This window comes from Curtobacterium sp. MCBD17_013 (genome assembly GCF_003234565.1).
Classification (GTDB): Bacteria; Actinomycetota; Actinomycetes; order Actinomycetales; family Microbacteriaceae; genus Curtobacterium.
Window position 1 is genome coordinate 113,578 of the sequence record NZ_QKTU01000008.1, and the last position, 22,728, is coordinate 136,305.

The 22,728-nt window shown below is 70.0% G+C and carries 21 protein-coding genes; 15 read left to right on the plus strand and 6 right to left on the minus strand.

The window, feature by feature from the left end; translation table 11 throughout:
• Positions 1-27: 27 nt before the first annotated feature.
• The 4 genes from DEI81_RS10460 (at position 28) to DEI81_RS10475 (ending at position 4,179) form a co-directional block, all read left to right on the plus strand.
• The gene (locus DEI81_RS10460; RefSeq protein ID WP_375334770.1) at positions 28-1,455 is read left to right on the plus strand and encodes an aldehyde dehydrogenase family protein; all 1,428 of its coding nucleotides are present in this window, start codon (positions 28-30) and stop codon (positions 1,453-1,455) included.
• A complete protein-coding gene (gene rfaE2, locus DEI81_RS10465; protein ID WP_111010663.1) occupies positions 1,452-3,005 on the plus strand; it encodes a D-glycero-beta-D-manno-heptose 1-phosphate adenylyltransferase in 1,554 nt (517 codons plus the stop codon). The genes DEI81_RS10460 and rfaE2 overlap by 4 nt, the downstream gene beginning before the upstream one ends.
• Complete coding sequence (locus DEI81_RS10470; RefSeq protein ID WP_111010664.1) at positions 3,002-3,907, plus strand: glycosyltransferase family 2 protein; 906 nt, start codon at positions 3,002-3,004, stop codon at positions 3,905-3,907. Before rfaE2 ends, DEI81_RS10470 begins: the two co-directional genes overlap by 4 nt.
• 77 nt (positions 3,908-3,984) lie before the next feature.
• Complete coding sequence (locus DEI81_RS10475; protein ID WP_111010710.1) at positions 3,985-4,179, plus strand: DUF2795 domain-containing protein; 195 nt, start codon at positions 3,985-3,987, stop codon at positions 4,177-4,179.
• Positions 4,180-4,323: 144 nt separating this feature from the next.
• Here DEI81_RS10475 and DEI81_RS10480 read toward each other — a convergent pair whose 3' ends face one another.
• From DEI81_RS10480 to DEI81_RS10490, 3 genes are read right to left on the minus strand one after another with little or no spacing between them, the layout of a single operon-like run.
• A complete protein-coding gene (locus DEI81_RS10480) occupies positions 4,324-5,325 on the minus strand; it encodes a hypothetical protein (RefSeq protein WP_111010665.1) in 1,002 nt (333 codons plus the stop codon).
• Positions 5,322-5,897, minus strand: coding sequence for a hypothetical protein (locus DEI81_RS10485; protein WP_111010666.1), 576 nt, complete (start codon positions 5,895-5,897; stop codon positions 5,322-5,324). The genes DEI81_RS10480 and DEI81_RS10485 overlap by 4 nt, the downstream gene beginning before the upstream one ends.
• Positions 5,894-7,069: a phosphotransferase family protein gene (locus DEI81_RS10490; protein WP_111010667.1), complete on the minus strand. Its 1,176-nt coding sequence runs from the start codon at positions 7,067-7,069 to the stop codon at positions 5,894-5,896. The genes DEI81_RS10485 and DEI81_RS10490 overlap by 4 nt, the downstream gene beginning before the upstream one ends.
• Positions 7,070-7,195: 126 nt before the next feature.
• Between DEI81_RS10490 and DEI81_RS10495 the strand changes: the two genes are divergently transcribed.
• The 11 genes from DEI81_RS10495 (at position 7,196) to DEI81_RS10540 (ending at position 19,706) form a co-directional block, all read left to right on the plus strand.
• Positions 7,196-7,636 (plus strand): MarR family winged helix-turn-helix transcriptional regulator, encoded by a 441-nt coding sequence (locus DEI81_RS10495; RefSeq protein WP_111010668.1) that lies wholly within the window; start codon positions 7,196-7,198, stop codon positions 7,634-7,636.
• 142 nt (positions 7,637-7,778) lie between these two features.
• Entirely contained in the window at positions 7,779-8,423 is a 645-nt protein-coding gene (locus DEI81_RS10500) for an MBL fold metallo-hydrolase (RefSeq protein ID WP_111010669.1), read from the plus strand.
• Between the two features lie 64 nt (positions 8,424-8,487).
• Positions 8,488-9,165 (plus strand): HAD family hydrolase, encoded by a 678-nt coding sequence (locus DEI81_RS10505; RefSeq protein WP_111010670.1) that lies wholly within the window; start codon positions 8,488-8,490, stop codon positions 9,163-9,165.
• Positions 9,166-9,169: 4 nt separating this feature from the next.
• Positions 9,170-9,652 (plus strand): DUF2382 domain-containing protein, encoded by a 483-nt coding sequence (locus DEI81_RS10510; protein WP_181435383.1) that lies wholly within the window; start codon positions 9,170-9,172, stop codon positions 9,650-9,652.
• A 49-nt stretch (positions 9,653-9,701) separates the two neighbouring features.
• A complete protein-coding gene (locus DEI81_RS10515; RefSeq protein WP_258368634.1) occupies positions 9,702-10,190 on the plus strand; it encodes a GNAT family N-acetyltransferase in 489 nt (162 codons plus the stop codon).
• 8 nt (positions 10,191-10,198) lie between these two features.
• Positions 10,199-11,188 carry a nucleoside hydrolase gene (locus DEI81_RS10520; protein ID WP_111010672.1) on the plus strand — a complete coding sequence of 330 codons (990 nt, stop codon included), beginning with the start codon at positions 10,199-10,201 and terminating at the stop codon, positions 11,186-11,188.
• 59 nt (positions 11,189-11,247) lie between these two features.
• Complete coding sequence (locus tag DEI81_RS10525; protein ID WP_111010712.1) at positions 11,248-12,222, plus strand: ribokinase; 975 nt, start codon at positions 11,248-11,250, stop codon at positions 12,220-12,222.
• A gap of 58 nt (positions 12,223-12,280) precedes the next feature.
• Entirely contained in the window at positions 12,281-13,243 is a 963-nt protein-coding gene (locus tag DEI81_RS10530) for an SDR family oxidoreductase (protein ID WP_111010673.1), read from the plus strand.
• 166 nt (positions 13,244-13,409) lie between these two features.
• Positions 13,410-17,846 carry an RHS repeat-associated core domain-containing protein gene (locus DEI81_RS10535; RefSeq protein WP_146244075.1) on the plus strand — a complete coding sequence of 1,479 codons (4,437 nt, stop codon included), beginning with the start codon at positions 13,410-13,412 and terminating at the stop codon, positions 17,844-17,846.
• A gap of 1,251 nt (positions 17,847-19,097) precedes the next feature.
• Positions 19,098-19,274 (plus strand): hypothetical protein, encoded by a 177-nt coding sequence (locus DEI81_RS16240; RefSeq protein ID WP_181435384.1) that lies wholly within the window; start codon positions 19,098-19,100, stop codon positions 19,272-19,274.
• 183 nt (positions 19,275-19,457) lie between these two features.
• The gene (locus tag DEI81_RS10540) at positions 19,458-19,706 is read left to right on the plus strand and encodes a hypothetical protein (RefSeq protein WP_111010675.1); all 249 of its coding nucleotides are present in this window, start codon (positions 19,458-19,460) and stop codon (positions 19,704-19,706) included.
• Positions 19,707-19,827: 121 nt separating this feature from the next.
• On the opposite strand, the gene DEI81_RS16010 is transcribed toward DEI81_RS10540, so the two are convergent.
• The 3 genes from DEI81_RS16010 to DEI81_RS10550 all read right to left on the minus strand — a co-directional run bounded on the left by DEI81_RS16010 (position 19,828) and on the right by DEI81_RS10550 (position 22,712).
• Positions 19,828-20,043 carry a hypothetical protein gene (locus tag DEI81_RS16010; protein ID WP_111071846.1) on the minus strand — a complete coding sequence of 72 codons (216 nt, stop codon included), beginning with the start codon at positions 20,041-20,043 and terminating at the stop codon, positions 19,828-19,830.
• 1,628 nt (positions 20,044-21,671) lie between these two features.
• Positions 21,672-21,794 carry a hypothetical protein gene (locus DEI81_RS16585; RefSeq protein WP_258368635.1) on the minus strand — a complete coding sequence of 41 codons (123 nt, stop codon included), beginning with the start codon at positions 21,792-21,794 and terminating at the stop codon, positions 21,672-21,674.
• Positions 21,795-21,836: 42 nt separating this feature from the next.
• The gene (locus DEI81_RS10550) at positions 21,837-22,712 is read right to left on the minus strand and encodes a glycosyltransferase family 2 protein (RefSeq protein ID WP_258368643.1); all 876 of its coding nucleotides are present in this window, start codon (positions 22,710-22,712) and stop codon (positions 21,837-21,839) included.
• Positions 22,713-22,728 lie beyond the last annotated feature (16 nt).

Genomic DNA, 22,728 nt, shown 5'->3' on the forward strand with positions numbered 1-22,728 from the left:
CCCCCTGACAGAGGAGCACCCTTGGCCCTGGACACCGCGATCGCCCCCTCCGAGCCCACCGTCGAGGACAGCCTCGCGCCCCGCGTGATCGAGGTGACGGACCCGCGCGACGGCAGCACCGCCTCCCGGGTCGAGGTCGCGAGCCCGGCGGAGATCGAGCAGGCGGTCGTGCGGGCGCGGACGGCGTTCGCGACCTGGTCCCGCACGGCGCCGGGGCAGCGTGGCGCGGTCCTCAAGGCCGCAGCGCTGCACCTGCAGGAGCGTGCCGAGGAACTCGCGGCGCTCAACACCCGCGAGACCGGCAAGGTCCCCGGCGACGCCCTCGGCGGTGTGCAGGCCGGCATCGACACGCTGATCCAGTACGCGGAGCTCGGCCCGCTGCACCGTGGCGAGGTCCTGCGGGGCTCGTTCGGCGCGACGGACACCGCGAAGCCGCACCCCCGCGGCGTGGTCCTCGCGCTGACGCCCTGGAACGACCCGGTCGCCGTCGCGTGCGGGATCCTCGGTGCCGCGATCGTCTCCGGCGACACCGTCGTGCACAAGGGGAGCGAGCGCTGCCCGGCCACGGCGGCCCTCCTCAACGAGATCCTGGCCGAGGCGCTGCCCGAGGGCGTCCTCGTCGGCATCACGGGTGACGCCGCGACGGGCGAGGCGCTGCTCGCCGAGCCCGGCATCGACGTCTACGCGCACGTCGGCTCGACCGCGACGGGTGACGTCCTCGCCGAGATGGCCCTGCGCACCCGTGCCCACGTCATCCGCGAGAACGGCGGGAACGACGCGCTCGTGGTCGACGCCGACGTCGACCCGGCGTGGGCCGCCGGTCAGGCCGCGCTCGGCGCGTTCGCCAACACCGGCCAGATCTGCACGAGCGTCGAGCGCGTGTACGTCCTCCGCGAGGTCGCGGACGCGTTCGTCACCGCGCTCGTCGCCGAGGCCGAGGCGAAGACCGCCGCCGACGCCGACGGCTACGGCCCCCTGGTCGACGAGCGGATGCGCAACGTGGTCCAGTCGCACGTCGACGACGCGGTCGCCAAGGGCGCCCGGGTCCTCACGGGCGGCAGCATCCCCGACGGCGCCGGCACGTTCTACCCCGCGACGGTGCTCGTCGACTGCACGCCCGACATGCTCGTCATGCACGAGGAGACCTTCGGCCCGATCGCGCCCGTGCAGGTCGTCGACGACTTCGACGAGGCACTGCGCCTCGCCGCCGACGACCGCTACGGCCTCGCCGCGACGGTCCTGACGAACGACATGGAGCACGCGCTCCGCGCCGGCGACGAGCTCCCGGTCGGCACCGTCAAGGTGAACGCCGTGTTCGGAGGCGCTCCGGGCGGCAGCGCCCAGCCGCGTGGTGCGTCGGGTGCCGGCTTCGGGTACGGCCCGCACCTGCTCGACGAGATGACGACGACCACGGTCGTGCACCTCGAATCGGCGCCGCGCCGGAGCGACCGGTGAGTGGGGACCTCCGCGTCGTCCGGGAGGTCGTGGACCGCACCCGGGACCGGCGACCGCTCGTCGTCGTGGTCGGGGACGTCATCCTCGACCGCTGGAGCGTCGGTGAGGCCGAGCGGGTGAGCCGGGAGGCCCCGGCCCCCGTCGTGCGCGTCACCGAGGTCATCGACGTGCCCGGTGGTGCCGCGAACACCGCCGTGAACGCGCGGGCGCTCGGCGCGGAGGTCCGCATGGTCGGCCTGATCGGCGACGACGAGGCCGGGAGGATCCTCCGCGCCCGGCTGGCGGCCGACGGTGTCGACGTGTCCGGTCTGGTGCCCGTCTCGCACGGCGTCACGACCTCGAAGGCCCGGGTCGTCGGCGGGGACCGGATCCTCGTCCGCGTCGACGAGATCGCCGATCCCCCGACCGAGCAGGACACGATCGCCCTCGCCCGGGCCGTGACCGGCAGCGTCCGCGGTGCCGACGCGGTCGTGGTGTGCGACTACGGGCTCGGGACGACCCCGGAGGCCGTGGTCCCCGCGGTGCTGCGCGACCGTCCGGCCGCCGTGGTCGTCGACGCGCACGACCTCGGCCGCTGGCACGACCTGCACCCCGACCTCGTGACGCCGAACTGTGGCGAGGCCGAGCAGCTCCTCGGCCGTTCCCTCGGGCAGGGGTCTGCACGCCCCGCGGTCGTCGAGGGCCTCCGCGACGCCGTCCTCGCCGCGAGCGGTGCCCGGAACGCCATCGTCACGCTCGACAAGGACGGCACCGTGCTGCTGCCCGGCGACACCGCCGCTGACACCACCCCGGTCCGCACCCGCGCGACGCCGGCGTCCGAGCAGCAGGCGTCCGGCGCCGGCGACACGTTCTGTGCCGCCGTGTCCGTCGCGCTCGCCACGGGGACGCCCCTCGCCGACGCCGCCCGGTTCGCCCAGGCCGCCGCCGACGTCGTCGTCCGCGAGGCCGGCACCTCGATCTGCACCGCCGAGGCCCTGGTCGCCTCGGTCTCCGCCCCGGCCGACACGATCGTCGACCACGACGACCTGGCCGACGCCGTCGCCGCCGCCCGGGCCGCGGGCCGCCGCGTCGTGTTCACGAACGGCTGCTTCGACGTCGTGCACCGCGGTCACACCTCGTACCTGCGACAGGCCCGCGAGCTCGGCGACCTGCTCGTCGTCGCGGTGAACGACGACGACTCGGTCCGCCGGCTCAAGGGGCCGGAGCGGCCGATCAACACGGCGGAGGACCGTGCCGGCGTCCTCGCGGCCCTCGCGTCGGTCGACCTGGTCACCGTGTTCCCGACCGACACCCCCGTGCCGCTCATCGAGCGGTTGCAGCCCGACGTCTACGTCAAGGGCGGCGACTACTCGCCCGAGATGCTCACCGAGACCGAGGTCGTCCGTGCCTACGGTGGCGAGGTCGTCATGGTCGACTACGTCGCCGAGCACTCGACGACCGACGTCGTCCGCCGCATCCGCGAGTCCGCGCGAGCGGCCGCCGAGCGCGCCGCGGCCGAGACGGTCACCGACGCGGACGACGCCCCCACGGCGACGGAGGCGACCCCGTGACGGCCGCACGCTGGTCGGGCGAGTGGGGACGGGCCTCCCGGCCGGCACCGGAGCCCGTGGTCGACGTGCTCGTGCCGACCGCCGGACGGGTCACCGAGCTCGCCACGACGCTCGCCGGGCTCGCCGGGCAGGACGAGCCGACGTTCCGGCTCGTCCTCAGCGACCAGTCGGTCGACGGTGCGCCGCTCGCCGACCCGAGCGTGCAGGCGATGCTCCGCGTCCTGGAGGCCCAGGGCCGCCAGCCGCTCGTCCTGCGGCACCCCGAGCGGCACGGGCTCGCCGAGCACCGGCAGTTCCTGCTCGAGCACGCGACCGCGCCGTACGTGCTGTTCCTCGACGACGACGTGTGGCTCGAGCGCGACTCGATCGCCCGCATGCTCGACGCGATCCGGCAGCTCGGCTGCGGGTTCGTCGGGTCCGCGGTGCAGGGGCTGTCGTACCTCGACGACCGGCGCCCGCACCAGCAGACGACGTTCGAGCGGTGGGACGGGCCCGTCGTGCCCGAGGTCATCCGGCGCGGCACGCCCGGCCACGACCGGTGGCAGCTCCACAACGCCGCGAACCTCGCCCACATCGCCGCGGACCTCGACGTCCCGCACGGCGGATGGGTGCCCTACCGGGTCGCGTGGGTGGGTGCGTGCGTGCTGTACGACCGCGCGGTGCTCCTCGACGCGGGCGGTTTCGACTTCTGGCGGGAACTCCCGACGGGCCACGCGGGCGAGGACGTCGTCGCGCAGTGGCGTGTGATGGAGCGCGCGGGCGGCGTCGGCATCGTGCCGTCGGGCGCAGTGCACCTCGAGTCCCCGACGACCGTGACGGACCGGTCGGTCGACGCGCCGGACGTCCTCCTCCCCCCGATCGACGCCGAGCAGGCGCTCGGTGTCGGACGACGGGAGCCCTGAGCCGCACCCGGTCCCTCCCGGGTGACGAACGGGTGGTCGTCCGACCATCCGGTGGAACGAACGACGAGGAGAACCCCATGGCAACGCCGAACCCGATCCAGATCCAGAAGTTCCTGAGCGGGATCGACTACCCCGCCTCGAAGGACACCATCGTCTCGACGGCCGAGAAGGAGGGCGCCGACGACGACGTGCTCAACGCCCTCAAGCAGATCCCGGACCAGGAGTACGACGCCCCGACCGCCGTGTCGAGCGCGGTGTCGGACGTCGACTGAGGCCGGTCCGCTCCGCGAGGGTGCACGACGCGCCGCTGCCGCTCATGGCGTGCGGCGGGTCGTGCACCCTCGTCGTTGCGGTGGCGGCGGGTCGTGCACCCTCGCCTGCGGCGCTGGTCCTCCGACCGCGCGACCGCCTGGCGGTCAGGCCGTGCGGGCCCGGCGTCCCCCGGCTGATCGGCGTGCGGCGAGGTACTCGATCCCGAACACGTCACCGTGCTCGGCGTACCCGACCCGGCCGTCCGACTCGTACCGCATGAGGCTCTGGTAGCAGACGTAGGCCGGGCTGAACTGGTGCCACGGGTACCCGCCGACGGCGCTGCCGTGGAACTCGTACCGGCGGCCGCGGACGTCCGTCGCCATGATGTGGTTGCTCACCGGCACCATGTCGACGCGGGCGGCCTCGACCGACGCGTCGGTCAGTCCGTGCAGCTCGCCGTCCTCGACGACGTAGCCGAACCGCATGCCGTCGTAGTGCACCACCCCGGCGTCGTCGATCGACATCGCCATCGCGACGTGGAGCGCGAACTCGGGGCCGAGCGTCACGTGGATCCACGCCGCGGCGGCGGTGCCGACCTCGGTACGAGGGCCCCAGCTCCGGTCCATGCCCTCCACGCAGTCGACCGCGTAGCGCTGACCGCGGAGCACGAGTTCGCCGGTCACACGCCCGACCGCGTCCATGTGCCCGTTGGCCCACACGTCGCCGAGGCCGGTGTCCATCGCTCCGTCGGGGACGACGAGGGGGTTCTGCGCGGGGTCGTGTGTGTCGAACGGGTCGGCGATCGCGGCGAACCGGAGGTCGAGCGAGCAGGCGCCGGGGGTGTTGCTCTCGTACTGGACCGAGAAGTCCCGCGGCGCTGCGTCCGCGTGCAGGGACAGCCCGCTCGGCAACGTGAAGTCGGAGAAGCGCTCGGGCGCCGGCATGTGCACCTGCGGGTCGACGAAGTCCATGTCGTGCGCGTGTGTCGCGAACCCACCGTGCACGACGACCGACGAGATCGCGGCGCCGACCTCGGGACGGACGAGCACGTAGGCGTTGCCGAGGATGCCCGCCTCGGGCACGCTGAACACGCACACGAGTGTCTCGGCCCAGTTCGTCGCGGACGGGTCGTGGGGGTGGTAGTCGAGGTCGCGGGCGGTGATCATCGCGTCGTGACCTCGCCGTCCGCCGGCACCGCGACGTCCCCGAACGAGCTGGTCGCCTGCCGCGCCAGGACCTCGGCGATCGACCCCACCGCGCGCGGGAACCCGGTCATGCGGGCCGCCGCGAGCTCGCGCTCGGTGCTCCGACGTGCGGCGTGCGCCATGAGGGCCCGTGCGGCGTCCGCCCGGTCCGTGGTGAGCAGGTCCCGGAAGCGTCGCTCCGCACGCTTCGCGGCCGCCGTGGTGCTCGCACGGAGCTCGTCGAGGTCGTCGGGCACCTCGGTGTCGTCGGAGTCGGAGTCGGCGTCCCGCACATCGCCGGTGTCGGCACCCGCGGGTGGCGCGTCCGCGGACCCGAGCGCGGCGAGTGCCCGTTCGAGCGCGGTGGCGTCGGCGTGCTCGACGACGTCGTAGCGGTACTCCGAGGCCTGCACGTCGAGCACGCGGTCGAGCGTGGCGAGGATGAGCCCGGCCTGCTCGGCGGCGAACGGTTGTGCGGGGTCGATGGCGGGCAGCACGGTCGTGGCCATGGTCCGGCGGACGGCGAGGAGCTGCTGGGCGACGGACGGGATCACGCGAGTGCTCCGATCGGTTCGGTCGCGACGATCTCGTTGACGCGGTCGATGTAGTAGGTGCCGAGGCCGGTCAGGAAGTTGCCCATGACGGCGAGGTGTGTGAGCTCCTCGGCGGCGTTGCGGGGGAGCGCCGCCGTGAGCGCGACGATGGCCCAGTACATGTTGAGCACGAGGTAGTAGCGGAGTCGTTCGCGGTCGACGCTGAGGCCCGACCGTGCCTCGTACTGCGCGATGAGGTCGTCCTCGGTGACGAGAGCCGAGCACCAGAACGTGCCGGTGGCCTCGTCCCGCTCGCCCCAGCCCTCCATCATGATGTAGGCGAGGTCGTGGTGCCGGTCGCCGAGGTACGTCAGCTCCCAGTCCAGGACGGCCGTGATACGCCCGCTCTTCTCGTCGAACAGGAAGTTGCCGTTGCGGTAGTCCCCGTGCACGACCGAGACCGTGTCGACCGTCGGTCGGTTCCGCCACAGCCAGTCGCGGACGAGTGCCACGGTGGGGTGCGGCGCGAAGGCGTCGTCGTCCCACGCCCGGTCGATCGCCGCGAGCCGCCAGTCGAGCGCGTCGGTGGTCCCCGGACGCGGGCGTTCGAACGCCTCGAGCTCGTGGGCGCTCCAGTCCACGGTGTGGAGCGCGGCGAGGTGCTCGACGAACTGCTCGGCGAGCACCGGGCGGAGCCGCGGCCCGTACGTGACGCCGAGCCCGGACGCGGTGGTCGGAGCATCGGCGGGGCCGGTGACGCCGGACACGAACTCCGAGATGAGCGACGGGGCGCCGAGCTCATCGGCGTCGTCGGTGGCCCAGTGCAGCTCGGGGACGGGCAGGACACCGTGCACCATCCGCAGGACGTCGGCCTCCCGTCGACGCGAACTCTCGACCGGCGATCCGAGGGGGTCCATCCGGAGCACGAGGCGGTCGGAGCGGGGCTCGCCGTCGACGACGCGGTCGAGCGTGAACACGAACTGCTCCTTCGAGGCGCCACCCGGCAGCCGTTCGAGGTCCCGCACCGAGAACGTCCCGTCGACGCGGCGCACGAGGAACGCGTCGAGCCGTGCGGCGAGGTCGTCGAGCTGGCTCAGGACGTACGTCGTGGTGCCACGGTGTGTGCGCTTGCGGTCGAGGGCCGCCGCGACGGCGGGTTCCAGGTGGTGTGGTGCCCAGGGATCGGTGCTCATGCCGTGCTCCTTCCGGCGCGCTGCGTCGCGGCCTGGTGGTGGTTCGACACGGTACGCGTCATCGATTGCCTCGGACCGCCCGCACCCGCGTCGCCTGGGGGAGCCGGGCGCAGTACCGTCGGACCCATGGACCGGACCGACGACCGCACCGAGGAGCTCGCGGAGCGCCTCCGGGCGGCGATCGGGACCCTCGTCCGCATCGGTCGGGGTCGCGCCGACACGCTCTCGCCGGCCCACGCGGCCACCCTCGGTCACCTCGACCGTGAGGGTCCGATGACGACGGCCGACCTGGCGCGGCGCCGCGGCGTCCGCCACCAGGGCCAGAGCCGTACCGTCATCGAACTGGAGGCCCTGGGTCACGTCGCGCGCACCGCCAGCGCGACCGATGCGCGTGCGTCGGTCATCGGCATCACGGAAGCCGGGCGGCTCGCGCTCACCGCGGACCGTCGGGCACGGACGTCGTGGATGGCGCGGGCGATCGACGCCGAGCTCGACCCGGACGAGCGGGCTGCGCTCGAGCGGATGCCCGAACTCCTCGCCCGCATCGCGCAGCACACCGACGGCTGACCCGCACCGCCCGCCTCCCCTCTGCGAGATCGCAGTCGTCGCCGCTTGGACGGTTGCCAGAACGGCGACGACTGCGATCTCGCGGGAGGAAGGTGTACAACATGGTTGTACACTTGACCAACGCCAACGACCAGGAGGACCCATGCGGCTCACGAAGTACAACCACGCGACCGTCGTGCTCGAGCAGGACGACGTGACGATCGTCATCGATCCCGGGACGTTCACGCCCGAGTCCGCCGAGCTCGTGCGTGGCGCGACGGTGGTGCTCGTCACGCACGAGCACTTCGACCACCTCGACACCGACGCCCTCCGCGCCGGGCTCGACGCCGCCCCGGAGCTCCGCGCCTACGTGCCCGAGGGTGTCGCGGACCAGATCGGCGGCGACCACGACGGCCGGGTCGTGACGGTCGGCGCGGGCGACACGTTCACCGTGGGCACCGTCGAGGTGCGGGTGTTCGGCGAGACCCACGCCGTCATCCACCCGGACATCCCGACGATCCCGAACGTCGGGTACCTCGTCGACGGCATCGTCTTCCACCCGGGCGACGCCTACCTCGTGCCCGGGGTCGCCGTGCCGACGCTGCTCATGCCGACGAGCGGCCCGTGGTCGCACATGCGGGAGGCCGTCGACTACGTCCGCGAGGTCCGTCCCGAGCGCGCCATCCAGATCCACGAGCTGCTCCTCAGCGAGCCCGGGCAGCAGTCGACCGTGCAGTTCCTCGGTGAGGACGGCCTCGGCGGCGTGCCGATGTCGATCCTGCCGGTCGGCGAGTCGGTCGAACTCTGACCGGGGGACGACGAGCCTGAGGACGCTGACGACGGGGACGACGGTCGAGGAGTTGGCTCGGAGCATGACCGACGACCCCACGACCGCCGTCCTCTTCGACATCGACGGCACGCTCGCCGACTCGAACTACCCCCACGTGGACGCCTGGTGGCGTGCCTTCCACGCCGCGGGGCAGCCCGTCGACGCCTGGCGCATCCACCGCTGCATCGGCATGGACTCGTCGAGCCTCCTCGAAGAGCTCGTGGGCTCCGCGGACTCGGACGTCGCGAAGCAGGCGAAGGAGTTCCACACGGCGTACTACCGGGAGCACTTCCAGGAGCTGCACATCCTGCCCGGCGTGCACGACCTGCTCGAGGAGGTCGCCCGCCGCGGGCACAAGGTCGTCCTCGCGACGAGCGCGCCCGAGGCCGAGCTCGCCATCCTCCGCGAGCTCCTGCAGATCGAGGACACGATCGAGGTCGTGACGAGCGGCGGTGACGTCGAGCAGGCGAAGCCGGACCCCGGGATCATCCAGCTCGCGCTCGAGCGCTCCGGGGCCGATCCCGACCACGCGATCATGGTCGGTGACTCCAAGTGGGACGTCATCGCCGCGGGCCGTGCCGGCGTCGCCGCGATCGGCGTGCTGTCCGGCGGCATCTCCGAGGCGGAGCTCCGTGAGGCCGGGGCCGTGGCCGTGTTCGACGATCCGGCCGCGATCCTCGCCGGGATCGACGACAGCCCCATCGGACAGCTGGGGGCGTGACGACGTGACCGACGTCGACGCAACGCCGTACCCGGACGACCAGGACCCCATCGACGGGACCTCCCTCGCGGGACGCGCGGACCGCATCCTCGACCCGGGCGCTGATGACGTCGCCGTGACCCGGTCGGAGGAGCGGCTCGTCGTGCGCACGGAGGCCGTGCCGGTGCGCCGTGTGCGGATCCGCAAGGTGATCGTGTCCGAGGAGCGGACCGTCACCGTCACCGTGCGGCGTGAGGAACTCCGCGTCGAGGAGGAGCCGCTCGACGGGACCGACGTCGTCGACGCGGGCACGGTCCTCCCGATCGGCTCGGCCGACGCGATCGAGCTGGTGTTGCACGAGGAGCAGGTGGAGGTCGTCACCCGCGTCGTCCCCGTGGAGCGCGTGCGCGTGGTCACGGACGTGGTGACCGAGCAGCGGTCACTCACCGAGACCGTCGGGCACGAGGAGGTCGACGTCGTCGACGAGGACCTGACCGACCGCCGCTGAGCGGCGTGCGGGTCGGGAGGGCCGCCCGCACCTGCGAGGATGGTCCGTCGTGATCACCATCGAACGCGTCGCGTGGGAGGACCCGCGGGCCGTCGCGCTCCGCGCCGCCATGGACGACGACATGCACGCCCGGTACGGGGTCGGCGACGGCACCGAGGACCCGGCGCGCGCCGCCGAGCGGGAGCGTGCCCTCCACGTCGACCCAGAGACGGTCGTCACGGCGATCCTCGCGGTCGACGAGCGCGGCGAGGCCGTCGGGCACATCGCGGTGCGGTGGCTCGGGGACGAGCTCGAGCTCAAGCGCTTGATCGTGCTCGCGGCGGCGCGCGGGCAGGGTGCCGCCACGGCCCTCCTGGCCGAGTCGGAGGCCGTCGGACGCGAGGTCGGCGCACACCGGCTCGTCCTGCAGACCGGTGACAAGCAGCCCGAGGCCGTCGCCCTGTACGACAAGACCGGCTGGCGTCGGATCCCGATCTACTCCGCGGCGTACGCGCGCACGATGCCGTTCTCGATCTGCTTCGACAAGCAGCTGGACTGAGGTCGGCCATGCCCCAGAAGATCATCCTCGACTGCGACCCGGGCCACGACGACGCCGTCGCGATCCTGCTCGCTCACGGCAGCCCGGAGATCGAGCTGCTCGCCGTGACCACCGTCGTCGGCAACCAGACGCTCGCCAAGGTGACGCGGAACGCGCTCGCCGTCGCACGGATCGCCGGGATCACCGACGTGCCGTTCGCGGCGGGCGCGGACCGGCCGCTCGTCCGGACCATCGAGCACGCCGCGGACATCCACGGGGAGTCGGGGCTCGACGGGCCCGTCCTCCCCGAACCGTCGATCGAGCTCGACCCCCGGCACGCCGTCGATCTCATCATCGACACCGTCATGGCGCACCAGCCGGGCACGATCACGCTCGTGCCGGTCGGTGGTCTGACGAACATCGCGCTCGCCGTCCGCAAGGAGCCGCGGATCGTCGAGCGGGTCCAGCGGGTCGTCCTCATGGGCGGCGGCGTCCACGTCGGCAACATGACCCCCGTCGCCGAGTTCAACATCGCGATCGACCCCGAGGCCGCGCAGATCGTGTTCACGGCGGGCTGGGACGTCGTCATGGTCGGGCTCGACCTCACCCACCAGGCGCTCGCGACCCCCGACGTCGTCGCGCGCATCGCGGCACTCGGCACCGGGCCGGCTCGGTTCGTCGACGAGCTCATGGGGTTCTTCGCCGACGCGTACCGCGACGTGCAGGGGTTCGACGCCCCACCCGTGCACGACCCCTGCGCGGTCGCGCACGTCATCGACCCGACAATCGTCCGGGCCGTGCGGATGCCCATCGCCGTCGAGACCACCGGCACCCTGACCACCGGCATGACCGTCGCCGACCTGCGAGCGCCGGCGCCCGAGGACTGCCGGACCTCCGCCGCGCTCGAGCTCGACCGCGACCGGTTCTGGGACCTCGTCGTCGACGCACTCGAGCGGATCGGCGAGGGCGGCGTGGGGGACGCGGACCCGGTCGCCGTCGCCGACGGGATCGACGCGTGACGGGCCTCCCGGCCGACGGGGCGGACACGGTCGGCACCGCTGCTCCGGATCGGGACGTCCTGGAGGCCCGCGGCCGCGTCGTCGTGGTCGGCTCGCTCAACGCGGACCTGGTCGTCCGGACCGCGCGGTTCCCCCGCGCGGGCGAGACTCTGCGCGGCGAGGACCTGCGGATCCTGCCCGGCGGCAAGAGCGCCAACCAGGCCGTCGCGGCCGGTCGGCTCGGCGGCGACGTCGCCCTCGTCGGCGCCGTGGGCGACGACGCGAACGGCCAGCTCCTGCGCGGTGCCGTGGCCGACGCCGGCGTGGACGTCGCCGGTGTGCGCGTGCTCGAGGGCAGCGCGACCGGCACCGCGGTCATCACCGTGGACGCCGCCGGCGAGAACACCATCGTCGTCTCGCCCGGGGCGAACGGGCGGCTGTCCGCCGCCGACGTCGACGCCGTCCACGGGGCGTTCGCGGGCGCGGCCGTGCTCGGACTCTGCCTCGAGGTCGACATGGAGGTCGTACTCGCGGCCGCCCGCCGTGCCCACGCCGCCGGGACCACCGTCGTGACGAACCTGTCGCCGTTCGGGCCCGTGCCCGAGGAACTCCTCGCACTGACCGACGTGCTGCTCGTCAACGAGCACGAGGCCGCGCAGCTCGTGGCGCCAACGGGCAGCACCGCGGCGGACGCGGGGGCGGACGACGGCGCGGCGGACGGCGGTGCGGAGGACGTCGGGCGGCTCGCGGGCCTCCTGGCCGATCGCGGGGTCGACCGCGCAGTCGTGACCACCGGGAGTGCCGGGTGCGTCGTGCTCGACCGCGGCGCGGAGCCCGTCCGCGTTCCGTCCGTCCGCGTCGACCCCGTCGACACGACGGGCTGTGGCGACGCGTTCACCGGCGCACTGGCGATGCGGCTGGCGGCCGGAGACGACCTCGTGACCGCTGCTCGGTTCGCGGTCGTGGTCGGCGCGTTCGCCGCCACCCGGCTCGGCGCGCAGTCGTCCTACCCGACGATCGAGGAGTTCGACGCGTTCCTGGCCGATCACGCCTGAGGTCGCGTTGTCCCCCGGGCGCTCAGGCGGCCCCAGCCGGTTCGCGTAGACGAGCGGCATGACATCCAGGTTCCGAGGACAGGTCGTCGTGGTCACCGGGGCGTCGAGCGGCATCGGCCGCGCGACCGCCCACGCCTTCGCCGAGGCCGGCGCACACGTCGTGCTCGCCGCCCGGGGACGCGAGAGCCTGGAGGCCGCGGCCGAGGAGTGCCGGGCTCGCGGAGCCGAGGCGCTCGCCGTGCCCACCGACGTGTCCGACGCCGAGCAGGTCCGGGCGCTCGTCGCGGCGACCATCGCCCGGTTCGGACACATCGACGTGTTCGTCGGGAACGCCGCGCTGTTCGCGTACGGATTGTTCGAGCAGGTGCCGGACGACGCGTTCCGCCGGGTGGTCGAGACGAACCTGTTCGGGCACGTCAACGGGATCCGGGCGGTGCTCCCGCACTTCCGGGAGCGCGGACGGGGGACCTACGTGCTCGTCGGGTCGATCCAGTCGCTCCTGTCCGCGCCCTACCAGTCGGCGTACGTGACGAGCAAGCACGCGGCGCTCGGCCTGGCGGACGTCCTCGGCGACGAGTTCCGCGGGACCGACATCCACTTCCCGATGGTGCTGCCCTCGACGATCGACACCCCGATCTACCAGCACGGCGCGAACTACACGAACCAGAACTCGCACCCCATGCCGCCGGTCGTCAGTCCGCAGCGCGTGGCCAAGGCGATCATGCGTGCCGTCGTGCACCCGAAGCGGAACACGTACGTCGGGCTCGCGCAGGCCGCCCTCGTGCCGCTCGAGTTCGCGCTGCCGCCGCTGTTCCACGCGATCACGCGCCCGGCCGTCGAGATCTTCGCGCTCCGCGGGCACGGCGCCCCGAGCGACGGCAACCTCTACGGGCCCGACGACGCGTCGAACGCCACCGACGGCGGATGGCGCGCGAGTGCCCGGCGGAAGTGGGTGCCCGTCGTGCTCGGCGCCGCTGCCGTCGGGGTCGTCGCGCTCGCGGGCGGTCGTTCGCGGCGCTGACCGCGGAGCCCCGCCTGGATCGAGGCTGGTCGCGCCGGACCCTGACCCTCGGAATGGGGGTCCTGACGATCGTTCATGTACCCGTACTGTTCGGAATGTTCTCGCTGGGACGCGCGGGGCTTCAAGGACGCGTCCGGCGATCGGGGTTCTGCCTTTGGGGGCATCCATGCGTGCGTTCGAGTCGTTGTCTGTTCGGGGTCGGATCGGCGCAGCGCTGGCGGTGCTCATCGCGTTGATCGCGGCGCTGTTGGTGGCGGTGACGCCCCCGGCTCCGGCACACGCGGATGCGACGGACACGGGGACTGGTGGTCGGTTCGTGGCGGCGTCGGGCCGGATCTTGGACACGCGGAGCGGGACGGGTGGGTACTCGACGGCGATGCCGGCGGGTGGGTACCGGTCGATCCAGGTGGGTGGCAAGGCGGGTGTGCCGACGTCTGGGGTGGGTGCGGTCGTGGTGAACGTCACGGCGGTGAACATGACCCAGCAGGGTGAGGTGCGTGGCCGGCCGGATGGTTCGACGGCGTCGGCGTTGATGCTCGTGTTCGATGGTGGTGGGTTGGGGACGACGTCGAACACGGCGACGATCGCGGTCGGTGACGACGGGACGATCCAGGTTGCATCGGACGTGGTGACGGACCTGGTGATCGACGTGCAGGGCTATTACACGGCGAACGATGACGGGACGGCGGCGGGCGGGTTCGTTTCGGTGCCGGGCACGCGGATCGTGGATTCTCGGAACGGCACGGGGGTGTCGAAGGCGCAGATCGCGGCGGGCAGTTCGGTGACGTTCCAGGTGACGGGCAACGGTGGTGTGCCGGCGGGTGCGTCGGCGGTGGTTGCGAACTTCATCGTGATCCCGGCGGCGAACGGCGGGTACATCACGCCGTACCCGGCGGGGACGAGCAAGCCGCAGCGGTCGTTGCAGTACGCGGCGGGTGTGCCGACGTCGCTGACGGCGCAGGTGGCGTTGAGCAGTGATGGCAAGTTGATCGTCGCGGATGATGTGAACGCGATCGATCTCGCGGTGGACGTGCAGGGGTACTTCACCGCGACGAACGGCGGTGGGAGCGTGTTCACGCCCGCCGCAGGCACGGTCTACGACACGCGGATCAGCCCGAACACCGCACTGGCGGGGCAGGAGACGCGCGCCATCCCGGTGTCGGGGCAGGCGGGTGTTCCGGCGGTCGGTTCGGGCGTCACCGCGGTCGCGTTGACGCTGACGGCGTTGCATGCCGCGAACAGCGGTGGGAACGCGACTGTGTACGCAGACGGCGCTGCGAAGCCGGCCACCACGTCGATCAGCTTCGCCGGTAATTCCATCCGGACGAACACCGTGATCGTGGCGGTCGGGTCGAACGGCAAGATCGATCTCGGCAACTACAGCTCGGACAGCACGGATTACGTGCTCGAGCTGCAGGGCTGGTACAACGCCTTGCCGACCGGGCCGAGCAAGACGGGCTTGACGGGTAAGCGGCCTTCGGCGACGAATCTGAGCTTCCCGATCGACGACCAGACGAGCGCCCAGGTCGACGTCGGCACCGGCAACCTCCTCATCGCGAACAAGTCATTGATCCTGCCCGGTGTGAAGGCGCCGACCAGCATCGGGGCGGCGTACAACTCCCGCGGCTGGCAGAGCGCGAGCAGTGTCAGCATCGACGCGAACCGGTGGGAGTACGCACTCGACGGCGCCGGGTCGCTCTCGGCCGGCAGCACCGGCGTCATCTACACCGGCGCCGACGGCTCCACATGGCAGTTCACGGCCAACAGCGACGGTACCTACACCTCCGTGGCGGGCCTGCAGGCCACTTTGGTGAAGACTTCCACCGAGTACAAGCTGACGTTCTGGACGTCGGCGCAGGTGGACCACTTCAACCTCAACGGGCAGCCCACGAGCGTCGTTGACAGCAACGGCAACACCGTGAAGATGACCTACAACGGTGCGACGCTCACCGGTGTCGTCACCAGCGCCGGGCCGAGCCTCGCACGTACCGCCGCCGTGTCCTACAGCAACGGCACCACGACGTTCACTCAGACCAACGGTTCCGCCACCCGCTCCTTGCACTACAGCAAGGACGGCAACGGGAACATCACCAGCTACACCGACGCCGACGGCGCCGTCACCAGCTTCGGCTACACCGGTCAGGACCTGACCTCGATCACGGCGCCGACCGGGGCGGTGACGACGATCACGTACGACAGCTCCGACCGCGTCACCGAGGTCGACCAGCAGAACACCTCGGCCGGTTCGCCCGGTACGTCGACGACGCGGCTGACGTACCCGTCGAGCTCGCAGACGCTGGTTGCCGGTCCGGACACGGACGCGACGCAAGCGGTGTCCGCGGTGCCGCACACGACCTACACCGTGGACAGCACCAACCACCTCGTCACGACCGCGGTTGACGCGGCGGGCCGCAGCCGCTCCGCGCAGTACAGCTCCGCGAACATGGCGCCGACGAGCTCCACGGTCGGCACCGGCTCAGGCGCGGGCACCAGTAACTACCAGTACAACGCCAACAGCGGGCAGTCGCTGACGCAGGCGCAGTCGCCCGGCGGCTCGTCGAGCTCCGCGACCTACCACAACACCGGCGCGACCGCCTACCTCCCGGACACGGTCACGGACGGCGCGGGGAACACGCAGAACCTCACGTACGACGGCCAGGGCAACATCAAGACCAGCAGCTCCGGTAGCGGCAGCGATGCGGCGACCGCCACGCTGACCTACAACAGCAACGGCACGGTCGCGACCGCCCTCGCACCCGGGAACGGCTCGAACACCACGAAGTACGGGTACACCAAGCCGGACGGGACGACCGACAACCAGCTCACCACCATCACCCCCGTCACGGGCGTCGGCCTCGGCACGAAGACGTACACCTACGACGCGTACGGTCGCCTCGCGACCGCAAGCGACGGTGCCACCGGCAGCAACGGCACCGCCCGCACCCAGACGTACACGTACGACAACGACGACCGGCTCCTGAGCACCGCCTACTCGGACAGCACCCCGACCGTGACCAACCGCTACGACGGGAACGGCAACCTCCTCACCGTCACTGCGCAGTCCGGCACCCAGACCAACACCTGGGACCAGCTGAACCACATGCTGCGGACGGTGAACACCGCCGGCGGCGGAGCCGAGAACTACAGCTACGACAAGGCCGGCAACGAACTCACCTCGAGCGACTCGTTCGGCACCTACGCGAACACGTTCGACGCGTCCGGCGTGCTCACCAAGACGACCTACCCCGCCAACGGCGGCACGCAGGCGATCAACTACAAGACCGACCCGGAGGGACGCCGCACCGACACCTGGCTGAACGCCAACGCGGACAACAGCACCTGGGGGGTGCACCAGCAGCAGGTCTACGACACCTCTGGTCGCGTCAGCGAGATCAAGGTCTACACGGGCACCGGGAACAGCGACAACAACCTCATCGAGGACACCCAGTACTGCTACAACTCCGCTACCGACACCAGCTCCTGCTCCACCGCGACCGGTACGGACAACGCGAAGCTGCAGTGGACGAAGGACCTCACCGACCCCAGTCAGCTGACCAAGTACAAGTACGACACCGCGGGTCGACTGCTCTCCGCGACCGAGTCCGGTGGCAGCAACGGCAACCTGACGAACACCTACACCTACGACAGCCGCGGCAACCGGCTCTCCGATGTGCACAGCGGTGACAACACCGACTCCCAGCACCAGACCTTCAACGCCGCGAACGAGACGACGAACACCGGGTGGACGTACGACGGCGCGGGGAACCGCACCGCCACCGACTCGGGTACGTACACGTACAACGCGGCCGAGCAGATGACGCAGAGCGACTTCCGCGCCACCACGACCACGTACACCTACGGCGGGTCCGACCAGAACGAGCTCCTGTCGGAGGCCACCGCCGGCGGTGACACGGCCAGCATCACCTACGGCAGGACCGATCCGCAGGGCCAGCCGGAGATCACCCAGTACGCCAAGGATTACGGCTCCGGCCACGTGTTCTCCGACCCCGTCACGGGTCAGCCGCTGCTGCTGACCAGTTCCCGCGGATCGAACAGCCTGTACCTCTACGACGGGCTCGGGAACCCCACCGCCGTGATCGCGTCCGACCCCAACAGCATCACTCCCGCGGCGTACTCGTACGACCCGTACGGGCTGTACAACCTCACCAGCAGCGAGGCGGGTGCGCCAGAGGTGTACGAGAACCCGTATACGTTCAAGGGTGGCATCACCGACGACACCACCGGCCTGACGAAGTTCGGCGCCCGCTGGTACGACGACTACTACGGCACCTGGACCCAGGAAGACACCCTCGACCAGCCCCTCGACCCGAGCAACGCCAACCGGTACGCATACGCCGGCGACGACCCCATCAATGGGACAGACCCGACCGGAGCAGCCGGCATCCCCATGAGTGGCTGCACGGCAAGTCTGCTGGGCCTAGGATTCGGTGCCATCGGGCTCGCGGGCGTCGCCGTGGCGGACGCGGCTGCAATTGTCGGGGGAGTAACGGCGCCAGCAGCAATAGGTATAACCTCTGCAGAGGTTGCGGGCGTAGGCGGTTGGGAAGTGTCGTACAACACTTGGCTTCAGAAGTGTGGCTGAAAGGAGCCCGATGCGTACAACCCTTCACGTAGCGCTGTATGTAGCGGTGGTTGCGTTCATTGGTGCTGCAGTTTTATCGCTGATAACTAGGCAAACGGTGGGGTCCATTGGATTTGGACTAGCGGCCGTTCTGCTTATCGCCTCTGAAATTTGGATTCGTAGTTCGAGGCGCAGCTGATTTCCATAGCTCAGCTGCCAATCGCAAGCCGAAGGCTGCTAGTGCTCAAGCTGAAACTCCAAAATCAGGGAATAGGCACACGCGGACCAATTGTGGAGAGACCTCTTTCCTGTCTCGGGATTTTGCATCATGGTCGCTAGCGCTGTCTGGTATTTACGTCAAGATCCCTAAGGGTGATGGTGGCGTTGTGAGGAATCCCGTAATCGTCTTCGTCGCCGATGTCATGATCCTGGCTGCTGGATTGGCGGTACCGCGACTCAACCCTTACGCCGGCCGCTGAGAGGCTTGTAGACCTCGGCTGCGCTGGGGTTGAGGTTGGTGCGGGTTCGTTGAGTTTCTAGGAGAGCGCTTGTGTTCGCAGCGGGGCTGGACCATCAGTGGTGGGTTCTCATAGCGTTACCAGTGGCGGCCGCCATAGGTTCGTCCATCAATATCTGGCGCAGGAAGAACAAGTCCTGAAGTCCGCAGAGCGCCCGACACTTGTCTTCCGTCCCAACCCAGTGTCGAGGTACGGAATGAGCGTTTGTTCATTCCTTGTGGCCGCGATAGGCGTGTTCACAGTCGTGGCGAACCGTCAACTCGTGGTGCTCGCCCTTGTGATGCTCATCCTCGGCGGCTGGGGTGGCAGCGCTTTCCTGTTCGCTCGAGTACGGTTGTTCTCGCGATACGCTCGATCAGTGGGATTCACCGGAGTCCGGACTATCCCCCGTGAAGCTGTTGTCGACGTGCAGGCGCTTCCCTTCATCGATTGGGTAGATGCAAAAGGCGTCCCGCGGCGATCCTGGCTCCTCACGTTCTTCGGCACGCCATCGGACGGATCGTCCAAGCAACAGCGCAGGACTGCCATCAGAGAACTCGAGGAATGACGGACGCATGAGTAGGTTGCTCGTCGTGACCCCTGTCGAGAGGCGATCCTGATCGAAGCGGCACCGAGCAGCGCCTCCGCAGACCATCGAGGGCTGGCTCGCGGGGCCCGCCCCTCCTCGCAAAGAGGCGTGGCGCGTGTCCCGACAGGTGCCCGGTTGCCGATTGGTACACGGAGGCCCGTGCGTCCAGCGTCCACCAGGATCCGGGTGCACCGACGACAGTCTCTCGAGTTCCTTCTCATCGCGCTTGTTGTTGTGGGGGCCGTGGGCCTCGGTTGGATGATCGCTCCTCTGGCGATTCCCCTTCAGGCGGGGATGTTCACCTGCTATGCGTTCGGATCGCTGCCGGGCATCATCGTCCTGTTCATGCCAGTTCCGCGCTGAGATGATCCAGACCGTCGGGTGGAGTAGACGCCCTAGGGCAAACGGACCGTGGTCAGCGGTGGCACGTCCCCGTGGTCCGAGTACCTGCCCTTCGGATACTCCTACGTCGTCACACAGTACTGTTCTCAGTACGACTGACTGCCGGTCTCCCTCGAGCGCCCTGTGAGTGACAGGACTGTGGCAATGAACAAATTCGTCGAAGTCTCCTTCCGTTACATAGCCCCCTTGCTCATCGCCAGCATGTCGACGATCTTCTTGTTCTCGTCCATCCGAGATATGCAGAATCATACCGGGGTGAAAAGCACTGAAGCGGCCGACGAGTGTGTTGTATGCTGCGTCGCGTTGGCCTTGTCAGTGGCGCTGTTCTTGATTGCGAATTTCACAAAGGCGCGTCATCAATGGCGACCACCGGTCGATGACGAGGAAGAGTGATCGGCGATCGTTCCGTCAACGTGCCGGTGGGGACCGCTATGGATGATCGCGAGCGCCGTCACAGGTGCTCTCTCACCCGCGTCGCTTCGAGCACTTCGCCGTACATTCACGTCGGCGCGGATCAGAACGAGCTGCCCAGCCAGACCACGCCGGGTGCGGACTCGTACACGTACGTGTACGGCATGAGCGGGCAGCTGCAGTCCCAGACCAGCAGCGCGCAGACGTCGTTCTTCTTCGACGATCCGACCGCGGGGCAGGTCCTCGACGCGATCAGCCCGGACCTGCAGGTGGGGTTGTACCTGGTGGACGGGATCGGGAATCCGGTCGGGATCCTCACCGCCGACGGCCAACGCGCCTACACGTGTCCTTCGACCCGTACGGGAACCGGACCGTCGTCAGCGGTGGCACGTCGCCGTGGTTCGAGTACCTGCTCTTCGGCTACAGGTTCGGGATCCGGATCACCGGCGACGGGCTCGTGAAGTTCGGTCTCCGCTGGTGCCTTCCATCGCGGGCGGGTGGACGCAGGAGGAACAGTCGAGGGGCTGACAACTGGAGCTATTGACGGTGATCGCGGCGGTCAGTTGGCCAGGGACGCTGCCGATGGAGCAGAAACAGGAACGGTGACCGGTTTGCTTGGACCTGCCGGAAGAATCCTCCCGGAGTTCATCCGGGCATTCAAGTAGGAGTAGAACTTGAACCGTATTGCCGGCATCTACGGGATCATTAGTTTCGTCCTGCTAGCGTTAGTTCCAGTAGCGACGCCACGACCTTTATCATACGGGCCGTACTTTTGGGTCGGGGCAGTCCTATGCCTCGCTCTCGGAATCTTCTTCCTGCTGCGAGATCGAAAACTCAAGAGACGAAAATGACGCTCTTTCGGAGCGATGCGTCGCTGGAGCGGCGCGCCGCCATATCCTTTTGCGGGTGATGACCCCATCAATGCTATGGACCTGACTGGAAGATACAGCTTGCAGCACGCTCTGGTCGTTGCGAGCGCGACTGCGGTAGGTGCTGCACTTGGCGGTTGCGTAGCAAGATCCGCCGTAAGCATCTTCTCTGCGGAGGTGGCGGGATTACCTGATGTGACGGTGTTGCGCTCGTTCATCTGGGTCGGTGGAACCGCCTCCGCGGATCACGCGCCGCGGACGGGCGCGATGTGATGCCGGGCGGAGCGGGCATCGGCCTCAGCGTCGCCCCGTGGATGAGGGACGGCCGAGGCCCCGGATCCGTCCGGGGCCTCGTACTGCGCTCGGTCAGATCGTGGGCGAGTCCTCGTCCAGGTCCTCACCCTCGGCCTGCGAGGGCGCGTCCATGCCACCGTCAACGCTGGTACCTCCCCGTCGCGGGCGGGTGGAAGCAAAAAGACACCTTCGACGCACCCCTCGACCCCGGCAACGCCAACCGATACGCGTTTGTCGGCTGCGATCCCATCAACGGCTCGGCTCCCACCGGTCGTGTTTCGCAGTGCGGCCATGCCGTCACCGGTCCCGCGTTCTCGAGCCTCGGGCTCATCGCCTCCGGTGTCGGTATTGTTGGATCGGTTGCCGCTGAGATCCCGTCCCTCGGATGGTCGCCGGCGCTGGGAGTAGCCGGCGTCATTGGATTTGGAGCGTCAGCATACGGAGTGGCAGATGGGATCGGATCGGTGGCCAGTGCCTGCTAACGGAAGGAAGCGCTATAACTCAATCGTGTGCGCAATCCTCACGCCAGTTCTCGTGATCCTCGCAGTTTTCACCGTTACCTCTGTATCCACTGGGTGGGGTTCATGGGTTGGGTTTCTTACGGCGACGGTCGCGGTGGGAGCGGGGCTGACGTTCCTCCTCGTATTCGGGCCGGCGCAACTGAGGCGACGACGTTAGGCCAGAGTCTCAAGCTGCAGCAGTCCCCGTTCGGTTGCGGGTTCAACTCGGACCGACACGTACGAGGCCCCGGATCCGTTCGGACCCGGGGCCTCGTGCTGCTCGGTCAGATCGTGGGCGAGTCCTCGTCCAGGTCCTCACCCTCGGCCTGCGAGGGCGCGTCCATGCCACCGTGCGTGGTGGCGTCCGCCTCGTCCTCGCCGCTGGCTTCCGATGTCGTGCGGGCCATGTCGGCCTCCTTCCGTGTGACGGGACGTGTGCCCGTCGAGGGTCACTGCGACGCGGCCGTGGGGGCCGCGTCACCATCCCGATGATGGCCCGGAGTGGTGTCGGTGCCCCGCAGTCTCGGCTCGTGCTCAGGGAGCCCGGGAGCCCGCGCCGTCCGAGCCGTCGCGCCCGGCCAGCCGACCGCTCGGCTCGGGATCGCGGGTGCGCGGAGCATGGTGAACCCGCGCCGGAACCACCGGTACCAGGGGAGGCCCGCACGGCCGTGGGATCCGAGCGTATGGAGCGCCTTGCGCGTGCGGACCACCAACCCGCGGCGGTCCCGCAGCGGGTCGCTCGAGATCTCGGCGCGCAACCCCGGATCGACGACGACGCGCCATGCCGGGTCGAGGTGGAGGCTCAGGTCGACATCGTCGTGGAGCGCCGGGTCACGACGCTCCACGCGTGCGGACACGCGGGTCCAGGCCGCGCGCGTGAACGCGGTGTTCGAGCCGAAGACCGGCGGTCGTGCGAGCGCGAGCCACATGAGCACGAAGTACGCCCGCATGTACGCGAGCTGCCAGAACGCGCGCGGGATCGGGCCGAGGTCTCGGAAGCGCCCTGGTCCGGTCACCGCGACCACGCGCGGGTCCTCGAAGGCCCGGAGCGCACGGTCGACCCAGTCGGGCGGCAGCACCGAGTCCGCGTCGACGCGGGCGATCAGGTCGCCGGAGGCCGCGTCGTACCCGCGTGCCGCGGCCGCCGCGATCCCCCGGACCGGCTCGTGGAGCACGGTGGCACCGGCCGCGAGGGCGACGGCGACGCTGTCGTCGGTGCTGCCGTTGTCGACGACGATGACCTCGTCGACGGGCACGGTCTGCACCGCGACGGACGCGAGGCACCGTCGGAGCACGGAGGCGTCATCGAGGACGGGGACCACCATCGACACGTGAGGTCGA

Coding starts and splice junctions, on each gene's coding strand:
- DEI81_RS10475 (WP_111010710.1), top strand. CDS start 3,985: ATGGCAACGCCGAACCCGATCCAGATCCAGAAGTTCCTGAGCGGGATC.
- DEI81_RS10480 (WP_111010665.1), bottom strand. CDS start 5,325: ATGATCACCGCCCGCGACCTCGACTACCACCCCCACGACCCGTCCGCG.
- DEI81_RS10490 (WP_111010667.1), bottom strand. CDS start 7,069: ATGAGCACCGATCCCTGGGCACCACACCACCTGGAACCCGCCGTCGCG.
- DEI81_RS10495 (WP_111010668.1), top strand. CDS start 7,196: ATGGACCGGACCGACGACCGCACCGAGGAGCTCGCGGAGCGCCTCCGG.
- DEI81_RS10500 (WP_111010669.1), top strand. CDS start 7,779: ATGCGGCTCACGAAGTACAACCACGCGACCGTCGTGCTCGAGCAGGAC.
- DEI81_RS10505 (WP_111010670.1), top strand. CDS start 8,488: ATGACCGACGACCCCACGACCGCCGTCCTCTTCGACATCGACGGCACG.
- DEI81_RS10520 (WP_111010672.1), top strand. CDS start 10,199: ATGCCCCAGAAGATCATCCTCGACTGCGACCCGGGCCACGACGACGCC.
- DEI81_RS10530 (WP_111010673.1), top strand. CDS start 12,281: ATGACATCCAGGTTCCGAGGACAGGTCGTCGTGGTCACCGGGGCGTCG.
- DEI81_RS10535 (WP_146244075.1), top strand. CDS start 13,410: ATGCGTGCGTTCGAGTCGTTGTCTGTTCGGGGTCGGATCGGCGCAGCG.
- DEI81_RS10540 (WP_111010675.1), top strand. CDS start 19,458: ATGAACAAATTCGTCGAAGTCTCCTTCCGTTACATAGCCCCCTTGCTC.
- DEI81_RS16585 (WP_258368635.1), bottom strand. CDS start 21,794: ATGGCCCGCACGACATCGGAAGCCAGCGGCGAGGACGAGGCGGACGCC.
- DEI81_RS10550 (WP_258368643.1), bottom strand. CDS start 22,712: ATGGTGGTCCCCGTCCTCGATGACGCCTCCGTGCTCCGACGGTGCCTC.